The sequence below is a fragment of the Streptomyces sp. V3I8 genome, assembly GCF_030817535.1.
Lineage (GTDB): Bacteria > Actinomycetota > Actinomycetes > Streptomycetales > Streptomycetaceae > Streptomyces.
The window spans coordinates 1-19,955 of sequence record NZ_JAUSZL010000004.1 but is presented as its reverse complement, the minus strand read 5'-3'; the positions used below and the strand labels follow the sequence as shown (position 1 = coordinate 19,955).

Sequence of the window (19,955 nt, the reverse complement as noted above, 5' to 3'; positions counted from 1 at the left end):
GGGCGCCTCACACGCCCTTGCGCAGCCGTATGGTGACAAGGCGCCCGGTCGGCGGATCGACCTGTCCGTCCGCCGTGTCAATGCCCAACTGCCCCGCCAGGTCGCGCGCGTGGAGGTCGACGGCCGCCTCGGCGAGGTCGGTGAGCGCCTCCATCGCCCTGCGGGCCGAGCGCAGCGCCGACACCAGTGCCATCCCCGCGACCAGCAGCAGCGGCCACCACGCCACCGTGAGCACTCCGTAGAGCAGCGCCCAGGCGCCCCGGCGGGTGGCCCGCCGCCATGCCGTGGCCGCGCTGCGCAGTTCGGCGCGGCACGGCTCGGGGACGACCAGCCACAGCCCCGGCCAGGCGGAGGGGAAGTCCAGCCCATACTCGCTGAATACCCGGGTCTCCAGCGCCTGGACGCGGTCGCCCATCCAGGTCGCGGACTGCGGCGGGGCCAGCGCGATGCGATTGCGCAGGGCGATGTGGTGCAGCCGGTGCTGCGGGCTGCCGCCCGACTTCCCGGCGGCGTGCGCGGCAGCCCACCGCCGGCGGCGGCGCTTGAGCAGCGGCCCCAGCGCCGCGCGGAGCCGGCGGCCGAGCCAGAGCTCGCCCAGCCATCCGCTCAGCGGCTCGCTCATCAGACTGGCCAGCGCCACCGCCCCGGCCAGTTGCAGACCGGCGGTGGGCCAGGCTCGGCCGCCTGCCGTCCACAGCTGCGTACCGAACCACCGGCCGCCCAGGCCCGCGCGGTCGGCGATCACCGCGGCCAGCGCCCACAAAGCCGCACCCGAGCTTAGGAACGCGGGCCACCGGTTGTCGTCGAGGTCGTAGAAGGGCATCGCCGGCTCACCGGCGCTCGGGCTTCAGCCGTTGCGGCTGGGTTCGGGACAGGTGGCAGACCGGCAGGGGTTCGCCGGGCTCGCGGCCGTCGCGTCGGTCGCACAGGTCCATAGGGCACACGTACCACTCGTCGGTGACCGGCGTGCCGTCACGCCCTTCGGTGCCGAAGCGGGTGTCGTCGTCGGGGCCACCGATGTGGCGGGTGAGGTCCCGGTAGTCCGCGGCGCGGTCCAGGCCGCCAAGCGCGGCGGTGCGCAGGTCCTCGACCTGGTCGGCGAGCGTCGCGGCGCCGTTCTCCCGGCTCCTGTCCCGAGCGGATGCACGCGAAACGACCGCCGCGACTTCTGGCAGGTCGCGGCACATGCGGCCGATCCAGCCGGTCCGCCCGGCGGCCAAGGCCGGGTCCGGAGCGGTCTGGGCCGGGTCGCGGCTGACAGCGGGGTTGAGCTGCTGGAAGCGTTCTGCGGCGCGGCCAGCCAGCCGCAGAAACCACTTCCGGTCCTCCTCGCGGATGGACTTGCGCCCGACGAACATCAGCGCGCACGCCAGCAGCGACAGCAGAGTCTGCGCACGCCACTCGGGCGCCAGCCCCGAGTCTTCGACCCATGCCAGGCAGGCGGCGTCGACCGCCTTGACGACGTCGGTGAGCCAGCCGGGCAGCCGGTGTCCGGGGCCGCTGCTCGGGGCGATCAGCAGGTCGATGAGTGCGTTTTGCTGGGGGAGTGACAGCTCGTCCATGGTGCGGGCCACGATGTAGAAGAGCAGATGCACGGGGTCGCGGGTGAGTGGGCCGCGCTCCTCGTATAGCGCGTTGTCGATCAGGTGGTAGTCGCGACTGTCGATTGCGGGCCTTACGCGGATCAGCGCGTTGTCGGTGTGCAGGTCGCCGTGTGTCTTGCCGAGCAGCGGTTGGATCAGTCCCACGTCGGAAAAGCAGCGGCCCTGTGCGATGGCCAGTGGGTTGGGCAGGGGACGCCCGTCGGGCTCGCTGTGCAGCATGTCGCCCTGGTGGAGCTGCGCATATGGGTGGAGCCGGCCGCCGGGCTCGAACTGGCCTGCCAGATGCAGCGTCAGGAAATCCGCCACTGACATCATGGGCGCGTGCTCGTCCATGTCGGGGTGCTCGGCCCACTCGCCGAGGACTCCGGCGACGACGGTGGCGCAGGCATTGGTGAACGTGGGGGAGTCGCAGCTCACCGGCTCGGGGCCGGACTCCGCCGTGCTCGACCGGTCCAGCATCCGGAAGAGCAGGACGGTGAGCACCTCGGTGTCCTCTAGGGTGCGGCCAGCTACTCGCTGGAACGTGATCCACGAGCCGTCACCGACCCGGATCGGGGGGTGTGCGGTCTTCGACAGGTGCGCGGCGGCGAAGGCTGGGGCCTGCTTGATGGCAGCGCGGTGGCGGGCGAACTCGTTGAGGCGCAGTTTCTCGCCGTCTTGTGCGGGCACTTTGAGGATCAGCTTGGTTGTCTTGTCCTCGTGTCGGTCGGTCTCTCGCACCACCGCCACCGGTGCCCGGCTGCGGCCATTGACTAGCCAGCGGACGAGGCGGTAGTGGCGGTGGTGGAGCGCCGCGTATTCGCTGAGAGCCTGGGCTGCGGCCGGGCCGATGCCCTGCGCGAGATCTTCGTCGACGTTGTCATACATGGGTGCTGTCGGTCCGCCGATCGCTGTGAGGGTGGGTGTGGTCGCCTCGCCCGGCGCTGGCTCGCCCCTCCGCTTGCTGGCGGATGGCGGCGAGAGTGGCCTGGGACATGCGGGTGTGCGGGTGGTGCGGTCCGAGGACGCGCTGGCGGTCGATCACCACCGCCTGCAGCTCCCGCTCGGCGTCGTCGCTCGCGCCGAGATCCGAGCACAGGAGCGCCAGGCGGTAGCGGGCGCGCAGCGTCGCTGGGTGCGCTTCGCCGAGCAGCCGACGGCAGGCGGCCACGAGCGGAAGCGCCAACGCCTGCGCTTCGGACGCGCGACCTGTGTCGTGCAGGGCCTCTACCAAGGACTGCCGTACGGCCAGGGTGCGGGGGTGGTCGGCGCCGCGCACCTCCTGGTTGATGGCGGCCAGCCGGCGCAGCTCCGCCTCGGTGGCGCCGGGCTGGTCGAGTTCCTGGCGCACCTCGGCGAGGTACTGCCCGGTCACCAGCGTCGCCGGGTGCCGTTCGCCCAGCACCTGCGTGCGCAGGGCGAGGACGCTTTTGTACGCGGTCAGGGCCTCGGCGAAGCGGTCTCGGGCACGCAGCATGTCCGCCACGCCGTTCCTGCTGGTCAGTGTGTCGGGGTGGCGTTCGCCCAGGAGCGCGGTCCTGGCCCGCAGGGTGGCGGCGAAGAGGGCCTCCGCCTCGTCGAGCAGGCCGCGGTTGCGCAGTGTTCTGGCCAGGTAGTGCTGGGTGGTGAGGGTGTCGGGGTGCTCCGGGCCCAGGACGGCGAGCCGACTGGCTAGTACCTCGCGGAAGAGTGTGTCCGCTGCCGCCAGCCGCCCTTGATCGTATGCCGTCCTGGCCAGATCGTGCCGGATGCCGAGTACTAGCGGGTGGCCGTCAGGCAGCCGGTGCCGGGTCGCGGCGAGTGACCGCAGCCCGGCGGCCTCGGCCTGGGCCAAGTGCCCCGCGGCCCGTAGGTAGTTCGCCGCGCGGTTCGCCAACCGCAGTGCGGCGGGGAAGGGTACGGGGGTCTCGCCGGGCCGGTCGCCGATGAGGTCCAGCGGCGCCGCGCAGTGGTCGGCCAGCAGCCGCCACCGCTCCCACGTACTTGGCGCCTTGGGGTCGGCGCCCTCCACCACCGGCGTCAGCAGCGCTGTCGTGAGCGCCAGGTAGTCGTCGAGGTGTCCCAGCACCTGCGGGTGGCGGCGCGACATGTCCCGTACGAGGGGGTGCAGCGTGAGGGTCTGCGCCGTGCCGGAGTGCGACAGGGTGACCAGCCCGAGACCGTCCAGAGCGCGCAGCGAGTCCCAGATGCCCCTGGCCTGGACACCCGCGAACGGTGGGGCGGCTGCCAGCAGGTCGGCACGCAGCAGCAGTTCGTAGGGGATGGGGGCCTGGCCCAGGCAGGAGAGGGTCTGCAGCAGGGGGCGTGCTCCCGCGAAACCCCGCTCGGCCAGCAGATCGAGGGACAGTTCCCAGGCGCGGCCGACGGCGGCGTGGGCGCGTCGGGCCGCGGGGGCGCCGTCGGGCGGCAGTGCGAACAGCTCGTCGTGCAGGCCGCGGTTGAGGGCCTCGCGGTAGCCGTGGAAGTCTCGGGGGAGGCCGGGCGAGGCGAGGCCCGGTGGGATGTCCTGGGACTCGGCGAGGTAGCGGCCGGCGAAGGCGAGCGCCAGCGGCAGCCCGCCGAGCCGGGCCGACAGCGCCCGCGCCTCGGCCGGGTCGCCGGCGCGCGGGCCAGCGAGTTCGAGCAGGACGTCGGCGCCGTACTCGGGGGCGAGGACGCCTATCCGGTGCAGCCGCAGCCAGTCCGGTCGCCGCCTGCCCCATGTGGTTGCGCTGCCATCGCGGGTGGTCAGCAGGAGGGTTCCGGTGGTGCGGCGGGCCGGCCGCAGCCACCCGGCGCCGTCGGTGAGTCCGCTGCCGGTGACAGCCAGTGCCGCAGTCGGGTCGTCCACGTCGTCCATCACCAGCAGCCACGGCTCGTCCAGCTCGTCCAGCAGCCTCCACACGATGTCGGGCAGGCTGCCCACCCGTAAGCGGTCGGGTGAGGCGCCCAGTTCGACGGCGAGGGCGAGCATGCCCGCCGTGACCGTGGCGGCGTCCTCCGCCGGTATCCACCAGGTGCGGATCCCGGAAGCGGTGGCGTGGCGGACCGCGGCGAGGGCTACGGTGCTCTTGCCGCACCCGCCGAGCCCGTGCAGCACATGGATCCGCGGCGCCTCATGGGCGTGGCCGGACGTCAGGGCTGCCCGGGCCAGTGCGTCCAGTAGTCGGTCTCGGCCGCGTACGGACGGCTCGCCGCCGAGCCTCTCCAGCGGCGGCCGGATCGACACCGCCACCGGCGTCACGCCTGCGGCCGTGTACAGCGGGGCGCGGTCGGGGGCCTGCGGTTCGGCCGCCGGGGCGCGGCTTGCTCCGTGCCGGACCCGCCAATACGCCCGCCGCCAGTCCTCCAGGGCGGCGGGGTCGGTCACCTTCGCCGCTACCAGGATGCGGTCCAGCAGGTCGGGTGGTTGGAGTGCGGGCAAGTGGGTGCCCGCGAAGTAGCCGCCGAGGGTGCTCACGGGGACGCCCGCCGCTTTGGCCACCTGCCGTACGCTCAGCCCGGAGGCCTGGCGGGTGAGCGTCAGTTCGCGGCCGAAGTCCTGCCGGGTCGCGACGCGGCGCGGGTCCGGACGCGTCGGGTCCTCTGGTCCGCGGCGGTCGGTCATGACTGCCTCCTCGTGGCGGCGGGGGCCGCAGTGCGCACGGCTCTCAGACGGGCCCGCTGTGGACGAACGCGGCCCATTCGTAAGGGTTCCTCAGATAGTTCTGCCTCATTTCGCGGGCGGCAAGGTTGACCGCGCGGGCCGGCGGGTGGTGGGCCAGCGCGGTGTAGGTGATGCGTGCCGTCTCCTGCGAGGCCAGGTCGGGGACGCGCCAGAGCGTGCCGATGGCGGTGGAGAAGCCGGCGAGCTGGAACGCCGAGGAGATGTGGATCGTCTCATCGGGCAGCCGCCCACCGCTCAGCGCTGTCGTGCACGCCGACAGGTACACGACGCCCCCGGCGGCGAGTTGCAGCGCCGCGATGTCCCGCACCCGTAGATCGCCGTCGGACAATCGCAGGCAGCTGTCCGAGGGGCGTTCGGTGTCGCTGACGCAGTGGCAGGCGAAGTGCGCCCAGCCGGAGGACGACAGGCCCTCCAGCACCGCCTGCCGCGTGGCCTGCCCGCCGACCAGATGGACAACTCGGCCCGGGTAGTCCGCCGCCAGATCGGCCGCCACCAGGTCCGCCTCCACCTCCGCCATGGCCAGCGGGGCGGTGTCGCCGCCCATGGCGACGACGAGCGCGGATTCCTGGTCCGGGCCGGCAGGCCGGTCGCGTACATGGCGCAGGAAGCTGAGGGTGGGCGCGTAGGAGCTGGCCACCCGGTGCAGGGCGCTGTGGCGGTCGCCGTCCGGCGCTGTGTGCAGGCCGGCGGCGTGCACGGGCAGGACGCTCAGCGGCCCGGTCGGCACCCACCACAGATGCGGCAACGTCCGGCTGTCGGAGGCCGGCAGGCCGAGGTGGGTGAACACCGGCTCGGTCACCGCCTCCCACAGCCAGGCCAGTACCTCTCGTACGGTGTCGTTGGTGCCCCAGGCGTTGGCGTTGACCGCGCTGACGAAGGCGCCAGCGCGCTCGGCGGCGTCCCCCGCGGTCAGGCCGGGCAATGGGACGGCCTCGGTGCCCCGTTCGGTGGTCACCAGCGCGTCGCAGCGCAGCAGGGACACGTTCAGGGTCACCACCGGCCCCGAGCCGGCGGGCGGGCGCAGGGCGGCGGGGTCCGGCGCGAGCAGGAAGCGCTCGAAGCAGGGGCAGCTGCGGATGCGGTCGAGCAGGTTGTCCCGCCGCACCGCCCGGCGCTGGCGTTGCTGCGTGGCTGACTCGATCTCGGCGTGTAATGCGGCGAGTTCGGCGGCGAGGGCGGGTTCGCGCGCCCGCAGCTCATCATGGTCGGTGCGCACGGCCAGCGTCTGGCCGAGCAGGACCCCGCGGCCCTGCTCCAGGACCGCCAGCGCCCGCTCCGGATCGCTGATTTCGAGTGCGCAGGCCGCCGCGGCGCTGCCGAGCCCGGTGAAAGGGACCAGGTGCCTTTCCTGGTCGTCTCGCTCCAGGCCCTGCCAGGCGACCAGGTCGAGCAGCTCCAGGGCTGTGGACAGGGCCGCGAGTCCCGCGTCGAAGTCACGGGCCAGCATGTGGAGGCGGCCGAGGTGCTGGGCGGCGTCGGCCCGGGTGCGTCCGGGCGCCGCCGGCCCCTGTGCGGCGGTGAAGGCGCCTACGGCGTCGCGGTATGCGTCGGACGCCCCCTCGCGGATGAACCGCGCCCGGTGGGCGAGCCCCAGGCTGAAGTGGACGTTCGCGTGCAGGCTGTCCTCACCGCCGGGCCTTTCCAGCGAGCGGTTCAGCACTTCGACGGCTTCCTCCTGCAGATGCGGGTCCCACTCGATCTCGATCCGGCCGATCAGCGCCGCGCCCAGGTTCGCCTCGTGCAGCGCCATGTCCGGGTGCGGCGCGCAAACGCTTCCAGCGGCGTTTCGCAGGGCCGCCGCGGCCCGGTCCAGGAGGTCGACGTCCCGCTCGTGCTCCCCGAGCCGGGAGAGACAGTTGCCGAGATCGGCTTCCCACTTGACCCGTTCAGGAAGGTCGTCGTCGGCGTCCTCCAGCACTCCCTCCAGCAGCGTGACGGCCTCGCGCAGCACCGCGAGATCCTTGGTGTACTCGAAGCGGGCACGCAGCGTCGTCGCCAGGTTGGAGGCCAAAAACAGCCGGTGGGGATGGCCGATAGGGGTACGGGTGAGCGCCGCGCGCCGGCATTGGATGGCTTCGTCCAGCGCGCGCGTGTCGCCGGTCCTGGTGAAGATGGCCCGCAGCGCCGTGGCGAACTGGTTGAGGAACAGTGGCGCGTCCGGGTCGTGGTCCTGCAACCCCTCGACCACCGTCCGCAGCTCTTCGATCGCGTCGAGGCAGAGCGTGATGTCGCCGTCCGCGTCGGCTGTGGCCGACAGTGCGTCACCCAGACCGGCGTAGCAGCCTGGTGCGTTGGCGTCGCCCGGCGGCACGGTCCTGACCGCGTTGCGGTAGGCCTCTACCGCCGCAGTGAGCTGCGGCCGGTCGCCGGTGGCGCGGTAGAGCACCATCAGCGCCATGCCGAGGTTCGCCAGCCGTGCCGCGGCGTCTGCGGGCGTGCTGCGGCCAGCCTTGATGGCCGCGGTGTGGGCTGCTACCGCCTCAAGCGCCGCGTCGGCGTCTTCCGTGCGCTCGCTCCAGCGGGTCAGCGCCAGGCCCAGGTTGGACTGGTGCGCGGGGTAGTGGGAGTTGTCCTCGTCGATCTTGCCCGCCGCCAGGCGCAGCACGTCCACTGCTTCACCGAGCCGCTCGACCTCGCCCGTCTGTTCGAACCAATGGGTCAGGCACAGGCCGAGGTTGGACAGCGCGACCGTACTATCGGGACTCTCCCTGACTGCCGCGCGATGCGCGTCCAGTGCCCCCTGCAGGGCGCCGAGGACACCGGTCAGCTCGAAGTGGTGGGTCAGCACGACCCCGAGGTCGGACACGTAGCGTCCGCGCTGCTCTGGGTCGGCTGCGGCGGCCTGCATCAGCAGCGCCGCGGCTTCCGTCAGCGGTTCGACCTGCCGCTCGCGGATCGCGGTGGCGGCTAGTTCACGTGCGCGCCGGCGCAGTTCGGGGCCGGTCTGCGCCCCTTCGTTCCCGGTCAATGAGCCCCCATTCCTTACCGATTCACCTTAGCCGTCCGAGTGTGACGTGGCTGTCCGACCTTGTCCGGCCTTTACCGTCACCGCTTCCGGCGCCCCGGCGCCGTGGGGTTGCCTCGTGGCGTACCGGCTCGACGTTCCTTTCGTCCAGGAGGTCATCCCATGCGTGACGAACGACGTACCACCCGGACCGTGAAGGGCCTGGTCCAGGCGGGGTTGGCGGCACAGGACGAGCGGGCGGGGATCGAGCGGGTCGCGAGCCGATACGCGATCAGCGTGACGGCGACCATGCGGGAGCAGATCACCGGCGGCGCGGACGACCCGGTCGCCCGGCAGTTCGTGCCCGACCCGCGGGAGTTGGAGACGCAACCGCACGAGCGCGACGATCCCATCGGCGATGGCCCTTTCACGCCGCTGCCCGGGATCACCCACCGCTATCCCGACCGGGTACTGCTCAAGCCACTGCATCTGTGCCCGGTGTACTGCCGGTTCTGCTTCCGGCGCGAGATGGTGGGTCCCGGGCACGGCGTCCTCGGGGAAGGGGACCTGAGCCGGGCGCTCGGGTACATCAGGGACGACCCGCAGATCTGGGAGGTCATCCTCACCGGCGGAGACCCGCTCATGCTCTCCCCGGCCCGGCTGCGCCGCATCGTCGCCGAACTCGACGCCATCGCGCACGTCGGGGTGGTCCGCGTCCACACGCGCGTACCGGTGGTCGCACCCGAACGCATCACCGACGAGCTGCTGGACGCCCTGACCGCGGACACCCCGGTGTGGACCGTCATCCACTGCAACCACCGCCAGGAGCTCGGCGAGGGTGCTCTGTCGGCCCTCCACCGCCTGACCGACCGGGGCTTCCCCCTGCTCAGCCAGAGCGTCCTGCTCAAGGGCGTCAACGACACGGCGCAAGCGCTGGAGGACCTCTTCCGCACCCTGGTACGGCACCGGGTCAAGCCGTACTACCTGCATCACGGCGACCTCGCCCCGGGAACCAGCCACTTCCGCACCACCGTGGCGGCCGGCCAAGAGCTGACGAGCACCCTGCGCGGGGCGGTGTCCGGGCTGTGCCAGCCGACGTACGTGCTGGACATCCCCGGCGGGCACGGCAAGGTACCCATCGGTCGCGGCTACCTCGACGAGCACCCCGACGGATACCTGGTGACCGACCCGCGCGGAGACCAGCACATCTACCCGCCGACCGTTGAGTCCCTCAGCCCTCGCACCACCGCAGGCGAGCCCTCCGGTGATGCCGTGTGAGCGCGCCCCCGGCCCGGCCCGACCGGGTGGGCGGCCTGCTGGTGGAGCGCGAGGGACCTCACTGTTCCCCGGTCCGCTGGACGATCCCCGGCCTCACCGTCGCGGCCGCGTGGCAGGCGGCCCGCGCCGCCTTCACCGACGAGGCCGCACACCCGTCCCGGCAGCAGGCCAAGCTCCTGCTCGCCGGCGCACCCGAGACGTCACCGGCACGGTGGCCGCACCACGGCGCCGCAGCCGAGACCGGCCCGTGGCACTGGCTCGCCACCCTCGGCCGGAGCGCCGCGGACGGCGGCTGCCTCGCCTACGCGCGGGACGTGCAGCGCCACCACCGCCCGATCTTCCATGCTCTGGTGGGCGCACTCGCCCCCCGCCTCGCGGCGCTTGGCATGCCCGGCGGCCCTGTCGAGGCCGAGGTCTTCCTCGGCGACTACCCCTCCACGCCCGGCGGCATCCACCGCGAGCGCTGCGCCAACGTCCACCTCGTCCTGGCGGGCGCCAAGAGCATGCACCTGTGGCCGGACCCGCTCCGGCCGCCCGGCACCACTCCGGTGCGTGCCGACACCGCGCCCGGCGCCGGCACGCCCGAGGAATACCTGCCTGGCCTCGACCCGGCGTCGGCCCGGGCCGACGCGACGACCTTGACGGCCCACGCGGGCGGCGGCTTCACCTGGCCGGCCGGCACCTGGCACGTTGGCGAGACGCACGGACCCGCCCTGGCCCTCAACCTCGCCGCGTACGAGCGGACGGGCAAAGCCGGTTCCCTGCGGCTGTGGGGCGAGCACCTGCACGGCGAAGTGCCCGCACCCTGGCTCGCCGCGTACCGCCACCACACAGGCGGCCACGGCGGTCCCGCCGACCTGCTCGCCCGGCTGTCCGCGCTCGGCATGTGCCCGGCGCCGGCCCGACCGCCCGCCGCCCGCCTTCGTTCGGCTGGCCCGCTCACCTGCCGCAGCGCGGCACCGGTGCTGTGGACGCCGGTCGGCGGCGGGCACTTGCTGGTCGCCGCGCTCGGCGCGGTGGCCACCGCGCACGACGGGCCCGACGTCCGCGACTGGCTCGCCCGGGCGACCTGCCCCGGCCCCGCCGCCCACACCGTGCCCGCGTCCTGCCGGGCCCTCGCCGCCTGGCTGCGTCGCCAGGAAATCCTCGACTCACCGGAGGAAGCATGACCACCGCACCCCAGAGGTGGGACGAATCCGACGACCAGCTCTTCCTGCGCTACGGCGACGTGTTCGTCCCCCGCCGCGCCGAGCAGATCGACACCGTCTGCGGCCTCGTCGCACCGCTCCCCGACCGCGATGCCCCGCACCTCCTCGACCTCGGCTGCGGCGAGGGCAGGCTGACTGCCGCCCTGCTGCAGAACCACCCCGAGGCACGCGTGACGGGCCTCGACGGGTCCGACACGATGCTGGCCGCCGCCGCCGAACGGCTCGCCCCCTTCGGCGACCGGGCCCGGCTCGTCAAGGCGTCCCTGCAGGACCGCAGCTGGCGGCACGGAACGTACGCGGCGATCGTGTCGTCGCTGACCGTCCACCACCTCGACGACGATGGCAAGCCGCAGCTCTACCGCGACCTGCACACCATGCTGGTGGCGGGCGGCCGGCTGGTCCTGGCCGACCTGGTTCGGCCCGCCACTGCGGCCGCGGCAGCGTGGACGGCGTGCCGCTGGGACGACGAGGTCGACCAGCAGGCGGCCGCGCCCCCCGGCGACCCGTCCGCCGCCGGCGCCTTCCGCGACTCCCGGTGGAACACCTTCCGCTACCCCGACCTGGTCGACAAGCCCGCCACCCTGGCGCAGCACCTGCGCTGGCTCGACGAGGCCGGATTCGACGACACCGACTTGTGCTGGGCGCTCGCCGGGCACATGGTGATCGCCGCGACCGGCAGGCACCGGGACAGGGGCGCCCGATGACGCCGTCGCCCGGCCGGACCCTTCTCGCCAACGTCGTCAACGACGTCATGATCGACGCGGCGCCACCCGCCTATGCACGGGCGATGGCTGCCGTCACGCCGCGCAAACTGTGGCTGGCGTCCCCTGGCGACTGCGTCGTGGCCCTGGCGCCCTGCGCACCGCACTTCCGCGACTACGTCGCCCGCACCCTCGGCCTCGACGTCGGCCAGGTGGACGTCGTCGCCCCGGACACGATCCGCGGCGTCCACGCCCTCGACGTCGTCGCGGAACTCGGGGCGACCGCCCGGGTCACCGCCTCCCCGGTCCTTGCGCCCTTCGTCGCGGACGCGCGGACGACCCGCTTCGCCCGCGCCACCGGCATGCGCCTGGAGCCGTATGACACCGTCCCCAACGACGTGACACTGGCGGCCGTGCGCCGCGCCAACACCAAGCACGGCTTCCGGCAGATCGCAGCAGGCCTCGGCCTGCCCGTCGCCGACGGCGGTCACGCAGACGGCCCGCGAGCACTGGTGGCCGCCCTCACAGACTTCCTCGTCGGCCACCGGGCCGCGATCGTCAAGGTCGACCGCTCGTCCAACGGACACGGCACCTTCATCGTGCGCGCCGACAGGGACGGGACACCAGAGCAACAGGTACAGCGGCAGGTCGCGGCCCACGGGGCACCGCGCTGCGGCTGGACGTACGAGGAGTTCCTGCCCTTCACCAGCATGCCCAGCGTGGAGATGAGCGTGGGGGAACACGGGGTCGCCGAGTTCTACAGCTGCGAGCAGCGCAGCGTGGACAACGCCTGGAAAGGCATGAGCACACCGGCCGCCTCCGGCCCGCTGCTGGGCACGTTGACCGAGGCCACCCGGCGGATCGGCAGGTGGCTGCACGCCCGCGGCTACCGCGGCATCTTCGACGTTGACTGCGGTGTCTTCGACGGCGGTTACGTCGTCACCGAGGCCAACGTCCGCAGGACCGGGGGAACCTACCTCGAAGAACTCGCCCGCCGCCTGCGGCCATCGCCCGCACCGGGCCACCGCCCGGCGCACTGGCGCGCAGACGTCCGCCACGGCATCCGGCGCCTGGACTTCGCCGCCGCGGTCGCCGCCCTCGAACGGACCGGCCTCGCCGACCCGGCCGCCGACGCCAGGGTCGTGCTCCCGGTGGACACCCTCCGGACGGACGGCAAGTGGCGCTACTTCGTCCTGGGCACCGATGCTCGGTCCGTCGCCGATGCCGAGCGGGAGCTCGCCGGACTGCTGGAGTTGGTCTAAGTGCTGCACTCTGCCCTGCACCCCGGTTTCAGCACGATCGACGGCGCCGGCGTCTTCGCGCTACGTGACATCCCCAAGGGCACCGCCCTGTGGTGGCCCTGCCCCAAGTGCCCGGTCGTCCCCTTCGGCCGGCAGCGGGAGACACCGGCCCCCGTGACCGACTGGCTCGCAGAGTACGGCTACCGGCGGGCCGACGGCAGCCTCATCGCGCCCTGCCGCGGCGCGTACCTGCTCAACCACTCCTGCGAGGCCTCGGTGCTCGACCTGGGCCTCGCTGTGGGTATCGCCGTGCGGGACATCCGATGCGGCGAGGAAGTGACCTGCGACTACCGCACATTCCGGTACGACGGCGCGTGGAACTTCCCATGCCGCTGCGCCGCCGACTGCTGCGTCGGCACGGTGGAGGCCGGCGCCAAAGCACCCTCGGCTGAACTGAGCCGGACCTGGAGTGCCCGGATACGGCCAGCCCTGGAGGCGGCTGCACTGGTCCCGCAGGAGACGACGGTACGGGCGGGCGACGTCAACGGCCGGCCGCGGACGATGGGGAGGATACGTGTGCACTGACTCCTTTCACGCGGCAGCCTGCCCCGGCACGTCAGCCCGCGACCTCTTCGCCCGCGCGCGGCTGGGAGTGCTCGCCGACCGGCCGGCCTATGTAACGCTGCTCGGGCTGCTCACGCTGGGCGGGCGGGTGCCCTACGGCGACGCCGTTGAGAGCCTCACCGTCATGGAACGCTCCGTCTTGGAGCAGATCATCGGCGACGAGGCCCTGCGGCTGCGCCCACCGGCCCCGAACGAGGGCGCCCGCTCCGACGCCTCGCGCCGGCGTGAACTGCTCGTCGCCTACTCGCCGCAAGGCAGGCTGTCGCTGCTCGACCTTCCCGAGAAGGCGTCCCCGGACACCGGCGACGTGATCGCCCGGCTGCCGCTGCCCGCGCCCGTATGGGAGCGCGCGGAGGAGACCTACCTCGCCTGGCGCATCGCGGAAGGCCATCAGCAGGCGCAACTGGACACTGCCCTGCACCACTGGGAAGCAGCGGGCAGCCTCCCAGCCCGGGTACGCCAGGCCGCCGACTGGACCGACCACGTCGAAACCGTGCTGGTCCATATCGGGCGGCAGGTCTTCTCCCGCTCCGACGCTGGCACCAGCACCCTGCACCGCGACCGTCCGTTGGATGACCTCGCCGACAGGCCCCTGTCGTGCTGGAGTCCCGAGGAACGACTGTTCGTCATGGCCGTCCACGTGCTGTTCGCCACCGGCCGCTCGATCCGGTTCGAGGAGTTCAACGGCCGCCGGCTCAGCGCAACCGCACTGCGAGCCTGGCTGGTGTCCACCTGGTGCGGATACGCCCACGCCCTGGGCCGGGAGATCCCTGCCGACCTGCCCGCACGCCCCTTCCTGCCGCTGGCGAAGGAGGTCGGCGACCTCGCCGCAGAAGTCGACGCCTCCGACTGGATACGCTTTCGCCGCATCATCGGCGCGACCTTCGCCAAGCGGGAGGTGGTCGTCGCGCTGCCCCGCCGAGAGCGCCGCCACGACACGCCGCCGCCGACACTCGCCGCGCTCGCTGAACGCCTGACGGACATGGCCAGCCCTGCCCCGCACGGCGGGCCGCTACCGGGACCAGAACTGGTCACGCGAATGGTCGGCACTGTCCTGGCCGGCCCGCCCGGAGGGCGCGTCCGGCTGCTGGAGGAGCTGCTGGCCACCCTCGTGCACAGCGCCGTCCGCGACCTGAACGCCGACTACGGGATGACCAGCGCCATACGGGACCTGCGGCGGCTGGGCGGAGCAATGGCCGACCACACGGCAGGGCCGCTCGCCCTGCGCAAGCCGGACTTCTTCTGCTGCGTGCTGCCCCACCCCGAACGGCTGCACGCGATACCGGATGCGGATCTGCGCCGGCTGCTGTGGCGAGTGGCCCAGCGCATGCAGTACAACCGCTGGCACTTCGTACCGGGCAATTTCGACCGCGCCGACGTGCCCTCCCAGCGCCACTACTTCTTCCCGCCTACCCTTCCCGACCTGGCGGAATCGGCCGACCTCTGGCACGGCGGCCATGTCGCGGCCGGCGTCCGCCACTCACTGCGGGCCCCCGCGGCGCAACTGTGGCAGAAGCCCCTGGCAGTGGGGGACAACGGCTACCGCGGCAGCCACGACCTGCGCGTGGTCCGGATGAGTGATGAACCGTTTGTCCGCGCCGACCTGTGGCTGGCGGTCCGCTACAGCGCCCTGATAGACGCCTTCTGGCGGGCGATCGCCACCGGCGCAGCCCGGGACCCCGCGGCCCCGTATCCGGTGATCACCGCGTTCGACCGCCGGTGGTACGAGGACGACGAGTGGAAGGTGTTCGCTGCCGCGCCATACGTCAGGAGCAGCTGGTGAACGCGCGCCGCAGCAGCGCGTTCACCGCTGGCGGGTCCTCCAGGGGGGCCAGGTGCCCCACGCCCGGCAGCACGGTGTGCCGGGCGTGCGGGATCCGCGCCGCCAGGACGCCGGCGATCTCGTGGAAGTCCGCAAGATCCAGAGCGCCGACGGCGACGTCGACCGGCGTACGGATCTCCGCCAGGCGCGCGAGGGCACCGGTGTCCGCAGGTACACGCATGTCTCCGTTACGCCAGTGCCACCCGGAGTAGCCGTCGACCATCGCCTGTACCAGCCGCCACGCCTCCGGACGGGCGCGGACCGGGTCGAACAGCCCGTGCCGGAGCCACATGGCCTTTGCGGCGGCCGTACTCACCCCGGCCAGGCCCGCGTCCCAGTCGAAGCCGAACGGGAATCCGCCGACGTCGGTGCCGATCAGCACCAGCGATCGCGGCGCGTCCGGTCGGGCCAGCGCGTGGTTCAGTGCGATCCGGCCGCCCATCGACAGGCCGACCACATGGGGGCGGGCGATCCCGAGATGGCGGAGCAGGTGACGCAGGTCGTCGTGGTGGCTGTACGGGCCGACCGGTGTCGACGAGCGGCCGAACCCCCGGCAGTCGTAGGTAACGACCCTGAAGTCCTCGCGGAGTGACCGCACTTGGTGACGCCACATGCGGTGATCGAACGTGAACCCGTGGATCAGTACCACGGGAGTGCCCGAGCCAACGCTCTCGTAGTGGATCGATCCACCGTTGTAGGCCAAGAAGCCCATCCGCACGCCCCGCCCCGGCCGAGTCCAACTCCATGGTACGACCGGCGGTCACCCGGCCCGGCGTCCTCACTCGAACGCGCGCAACGCCCCCTGTCGCGAATGGAGTTGGTTCCGCCATGAGCTGGACACTCATCGTCACCACCACCCTTGGCGCGGTGATCGCCGTCCTGTCGAACCTCGTCGCGGACCACGCGCGGTGGCAGCGAGAGGAGCAAACCAGGCACCAGGAGGTAAAACGCCAGTTGTACGCCGAATACCTCTCCGCTCTGTCCCGCACTGACAACGTGCTACGCGACACCGCCTGGTGCCACGACATGCCGGAGCAGGAAAGGGCCCGGATGGCCAAGGAGACCTTCCGCTCCAGCGGCTGCTACGAACTGCGCTACCAACTCGGCCTCACCGCACCGGAATCGGTCACGCGCGCCTCGACCGCCGCCTTCCATGAACTCCGTGACTTCCGCGACGCCATAGAACGCGGCACAATTTTCGCGGAGGGCGCCTACCAGCAGCGTCGCGACCAGTGGTACGCGGTCTTCCCGGCGCTGCGCGACAGTATGCGCCAAGACCTCACCCACGGCTGACAGACCGCGGGCCCGAGCCGGAAGCCGGGCTCGTACAGCGGGCAGCAGGCCCGAACCGCGTACAAATTCGGTTTCTGGCACAGATCTTGGGGAGCAGTCGCGGAGCGTCACCTCGATGTTCGATTGTGAGGAAGCGGTTCATGTGAGACCGCGTACGCCTTGTCATCCAACGAGCACAATTGACGCTCCCTCAGGTGTGCGCCGGTCGCTGCTGCGGTCGGTTGTAGACGGTGATGGTGCTGGTCATGCAGACCGATGCACCGTTCTGGGACTCGCTGGTGTTTGACGGGATCGACGAGGTGGAAGCCGAAAGCCTGCTCCCCGCGCCCGTGGGGATGGTCCCACCGAGTCGGACGTACCGGTGCCTGGCCCGTCCTGCTTCCCGCGGCCTGCGGCCCGCGAGGATGGTCCCGCGATGGCCCGGCACGCGATCGTCGGCCTTAGCTGCTCTCCGCGCCTGCGGGGATGGTCCTGGCGACCTCGAGTCGGCCGAACACCTCGCCTGCGGGGATGGTTCCTTCACCGTGCAGAGTTGCCCGCGCTCGCCGCATCGCGGGTGCGGGCAGCCTTCAACCGCACCAAACCACCTACCAGCGCATGCCGAGTTCATCGAGTGCTGCTCGCCGCCCGGGGCTGAGTTTGGCGGCTCGGCGCCGGCTGTTGTCGAGGAACGCTCCGAGCTTGATCGGCTCACCGTCTACGACCTCGACATGCTTACGTCCCGGCCGCAGATGCCCTTCGCGTGCGTGGAACTGGCGGGCTGCGGCGAGGTTGGTGTTCCACCGTTCATCCTGCGACCGGCGCACCGGCACGAGCACTTCGCCCTCTTCGGGCGGTTCGATGCCGAGCGTCTCTAGCAGGTACTGCTGCGCGGCCACCAGGCCGTCCCATCCGGCCCGCTGCGCGGTGATCCACGCTCCGAGGTCCTCGCCCTGCACGACCAGCTCGCCCGCCCCGGCCGGGAAGGCGCCGCCGGCCTTCGCGTGGGCGAGAGCGAGCCGGTACGCCCGCTGCCACGAGACGTCCCACGCCGGGCACCACCCGGGATCGACCTCTGCCAGAACCTCCTGGCGGGCCTCTGAGAGCTCCCCGGCGTAGGGGACGCCCGTTTCCCCGGCTGCGCGCCGTGCGGCGTTCTCCGCGGCCTTGCGGGCTGCTGCGCGCTGGTTCTTGGCCCACACTCCGATGGCCATTGACCCGGCCCCGCCCCCGACACCGTCGGCCCCACTGCCCCACACCGCACCGGTGGGCGGGAGGAAGTGTCCGTGCACCGCGGCGTACGAGCGGGCGACCTCAAGGCCGGCGTCCCACGCGGAAGCGTGGGCCGACCACACCATGCCGAGCTCCTCCAGCTCGGTCACCCGCTTCGCCTCCAGCGTCCCGGCCGCGTAGTACTTTCGTGCATCTGCCACCCATACCCCCAGTGGATGGGCGCCGGCTGCTCCCCAGTCCTCCGGGGTGACGTAGGTGTACGGCACCCGCAGCTCCGTGTTGCCGGTCTCGCGCAGCCACCGGGTGGCGACCTGGATGCCGCGCCGCCAGTACGCGCCCTCGGGATCGATGACACGCAGCTGCACGAACCTCGTCAGCAGAGCCGGATCGCGCTCCTCACTGAACCGCAGCACCCCCGCCGCCCGCTCCGACACCCGCGCCGCCTCCCCGTCGACGCCCCCCTGGTCCTCGCTCTCGACCCCCAGCAGACCGTCCTCGCCGCCAGCGACCGGTCGGCTGTTGCGCACACGCGGATCCGCGAGGGCGTCGATCATCTCTGAATCGTGAGCTCGCAGAGCAGTCAAGATCTTACTAAGGCTGTCGTAAGCCGCCGAAGTGAGCAATTCATCCGGACCCTCATCCGGTCCCAGAAACACGGGAACGATCAGCGTGGCGAGTTTCCCATGATTCGGATTCAACCGCAGAGCGCGCCCGACCATCTGCACAATATCCACCATCGAACCGCGCGCATCCGCAAAAAGCACCGAGTCGCATTCTGCGGTATCAACACCCTCACCGAGAATACGAACCGAAGAAAGCACACGCAATTCAGCACGCACATTTCCGCCCTTGAATTCGGGCCCTCCAAGAAAGTCGGAGGCGAACTCATCGAGCACGGCGCGACGGTGTCCGGGAGCGTGCTCCCCGTACAGCCACTGCGCCCAGACCTGGGCCGCGGGCGGGTAGCTCTCGGGATCCTCGGCAGCAAGCCGGGCGGCGACCGCCGGCACCGACGCCGCCATGGCCTCGGCCTCGCTCACCCGGCTGTGGAACGACAGCACCCGCCGAAACCGCTCCTTCACCGCCGCGTGCATCAGCCCGGCCTGCACGGCCGCCAGCCGCGCCCCGCGCACCGCGTCCGAACCGGTAGCTTCGGTCGTCAGCGCCGCGTAGAGGTCCAGATCGCGGATATCCAGGCACAGCACCTGGTACGGGGCAACGATGCCCCGACCCACCGCCTCCGACAACGTCAAACGAAACGCCACCGGACCAAAAACAGGAGAGTCACTCTCCATCGACGCCACCAACCGCGGCCGCTCACCCCCCGCCTCCCACACCCGCGCCGTCGCCGTCATATACAGCCGCCGCTCGGCAGGCAGCTGCGCCTGATCGTGCACCGCAGCCCACGGCTTCAACCCGTCCCCACTGGTCCTGTGCGCCTCATCCACGACCATCAGGCTCCACACCCCCAGACCGGCCGCGTGCGCACGCTGCAGGATGCCGAGCCCGACCGACGCATAAGTGGCGAACACCGTGACCGTCTCCACCCCCGACACCCACGCCACCAGCTCGTCCGGATCCGTCGTGCACGGCAGCCCCTGGCTCTCCTCCGCCCGCAGCGAGCACACCCCGACCATCGCCCCCGATCGGCCCGCCCTGCGCCAGGCGCCGGCCATCTGCGTCAGCAGATCCAACGTCGGCACCAGGACCAGCACACGACGGGCCGAAAGCCGGTGCGCGGACTCCGCAGCGATCAGGGTTTTCCCGGAGCCGGTAGCGGCGATTACCTGCGTCCTCAACCCCTCCGGAGGCATACGGCCACTGGGCGGCACACCGAGAATACGGACGACGTTATCGACCGCCTCAACCTGATGCGGACGCAATTCCATCTGAGCCACAATGCCTCACATTCTCGGTATGAACAGGGATGGTCTGAAGCTATCCCAGATTTCATCCAGGACTAAAAATGACGAAATTCCAGAATCCCTCAACTGTGACTTATGTGCACCCCACCGTGAGGGGGAGGTACTCAGCCATTATCCCAGAAGCAAGCTAGCTTTGAAAGTGACGCACACGCTTCGATCGGAAGCGTCCGAATCCTGTCCGGCAGCGATCGATTCCGACGGGACAGTCGGCGTCGCGGTTTGCGCCACTCCGCCCTTCCCGTAGCCAGCCGCTTTTCTGGCCGCGTGCGGAGCGCGTGGCAGCACCCTGTACCGGACTGCGGAGCAGGCCTGTACAGGGTGAGGATCCGGCGTAGCCGGATCCGTCCCGGATCGCGGAGCGATTCCGGGCAGGCGGAACGGAGTTCCGCCGCATTGCGCGGAGCGCAATGCTCCATCGCGAAGCGATGGTAACGACGCGTAGCGTCGTCGCGTCGTGTCTGCGGAGCAGACCGCGCGC

Annotated in this window: 13 protein-coding genes; 7 read left to right on the top strand and 6 right to left on the bottom strand. The window is 71.6% G+C overall.

What is annotated here, in order from left to right:
- Window positions 1-7 precede the first annotated feature (7 nt).
- The 4 genes from QFZ75_RS40085 to QFZ75_RS40070 are packed head-to-tail and all read right to left on the bottom strand — an operon-like array spanning window position 8 to window position 8,197.
- Complete coding sequence (locus QFZ75_RS40085; protein WP_307545609.1) at window positions 8-823, bottom strand: hypothetical protein; 816 nt, start codon at window positions 821-823, stop codon at window positions 8-10.
- Between the two features lie 7 nt (window positions 824-830).
- A complete protein-coding gene (locus QFZ75_RS40080; RefSeq protein WP_307545607.1) occupies window positions 831-2,471 on the bottom strand; it encodes a hypothetical protein in 1,641 nt (546 codons plus the stop codon).
- Window positions 2,464-5,169 carry a helix-turn-helix transcriptional regulator gene (locus QFZ75_RS40075; RefSeq protein ID WP_307545605.1) on the bottom strand — a complete coding sequence of 902 codons (2,706 nt, stop codon included), beginning with the start codon at window positions 5,167-5,169 and terminating at the stop codon, window positions 2,464-2,466. Before QFZ75_RS40075 ends, QFZ75_RS40080 begins: the two co-directional genes overlap by 8 nt.
- A gap of 43 nt (window positions 5,170-5,212) precedes the next feature.
- On the bottom strand, window positions 5,213-8,197 hold the full coding sequence (locus QFZ75_RS40070) for a CHAT domain-containing protein (protein WP_307545603.1): 2,985 nt from the start codon (window positions 8,195-8,197) through the stop codon (window positions 5,213-5,215).
- Between the two features lie 159 nt (window positions 8,198-8,356).
- Here QFZ75_RS40070 and QFZ75_RS40065 point away from each other — a divergent pair, with 159 nt between their 5' ends.
- The 6 genes from QFZ75_RS40065 to QFZ75_RS40040 are packed head-to-tail and all read left to right on the top strand — an operon-like array spanning window position 8,357 to window position 15,008.
- Window positions 8,357-9,451, top strand: a complete 1,095-nt coding sequence (locus tag QFZ75_RS40065; RefSeq protein WP_307545601.1) for a lysine-2,3-aminomutase-like protein — start codon at window positions 8,357-8,359, stop codon at window positions 9,449-9,451.
- The gene (locus tag QFZ75_RS40060) at window positions 9,448-10,620 is read left to right on the top strand and encodes a hypothetical protein (protein WP_307545599.1); all 1,173 of its coding nucleotides are present in this window, start codon (window positions 9,448-9,450) and stop codon (window positions 10,618-10,620) included. Before QFZ75_RS40065 ends, QFZ75_RS40060 begins: the two co-directional genes overlap by 4 nt.
- Complete coding sequence (locus QFZ75_RS40055; RefSeq protein ID WP_307545597.1) at window positions 10,617-11,363, top strand: class I SAM-dependent methyltransferase; 747 nt, start codon at window positions 10,617-10,619, stop codon at window positions 11,361-11,363. The genes QFZ75_RS40060 and QFZ75_RS40055 overlap by 4 nt, the downstream gene beginning before the upstream one ends.
- Entirely contained in the window at window positions 11,360-12,622 is a 1,263-nt protein-coding gene (locus QFZ75_RS40050; RefSeq protein WP_307545595.1) for a peptide ligase PGM1-related protein, read from the top strand. The genes QFZ75_RS40055 and QFZ75_RS40050 overlap by 4 nt, the downstream gene beginning before the upstream one ends.
- On the top strand, window positions 12,623-13,186 hold the full coding sequence (locus QFZ75_RS40045; RefSeq protein WP_307545594.1) for an SET domain-containing protein-lysine N-methyltransferase: 564 nt from the start codon (window positions 12,623-12,625) through the stop codon (window positions 13,184-13,186). It begins immediately after the preceding gene.
- The gene (locus tag QFZ75_RS40040; protein WP_307545592.1) at window positions 13,176-15,008 is read left to right on the top strand and encodes a hypothetical protein; all 1,833 of its coding nucleotides are present in this window, start codon (window positions 13,176-13,178) and stop codon (window positions 15,006-15,008) included. Before QFZ75_RS40045 ends, QFZ75_RS40040 begins: the two co-directional genes overlap by 11 nt.
- Here QFZ75_RS40040 and QFZ75_RS40035 read toward each other — a convergent pair.
- The gene (locus QFZ75_RS40035; RefSeq protein WP_307545590.1) at window positions 14,992-15,759 is read right to left on the bottom strand and encodes an alpha/beta fold hydrolase; all 768 of its coding nucleotides are present in this window, start codon (window positions 15,757-15,759) and stop codon (window positions 14,992-14,994) included. The genes QFZ75_RS40040 and QFZ75_RS40035 overlap by 17 nt on opposite strands.
- A gap of 116 nt (window positions 15,760-15,875) precedes the next feature.
- Here QFZ75_RS40035 and QFZ75_RS40030 point away from each other — a divergent pair, with 116 nt between their 5' ends.
- Window positions 15,876-16,340: a hypothetical protein gene (locus QFZ75_RS40030; protein ID WP_307545588.1), complete on the top strand. Its 465-nt coding sequence runs from the start codon at window positions 15,876-15,878 to the stop codon at window positions 16,338-16,340.
- 587 nt (window positions 16,341-16,927) lie between these two features.
- On the opposite strand, the gene QFZ75_RS40025 is transcribed toward QFZ75_RS40030, so the two are convergent.
- Complete coding sequence (locus QFZ75_RS40025; RefSeq protein WP_307545586.1) at window positions 16,928-19,441, bottom strand: DEAD/DEAH box helicase; 2,514 nt, start codon at window positions 19,439-19,441, stop codon at window positions 16,928-16,930.
- Window positions 19,442-19,955: the final 514 nt, after the last annotated feature.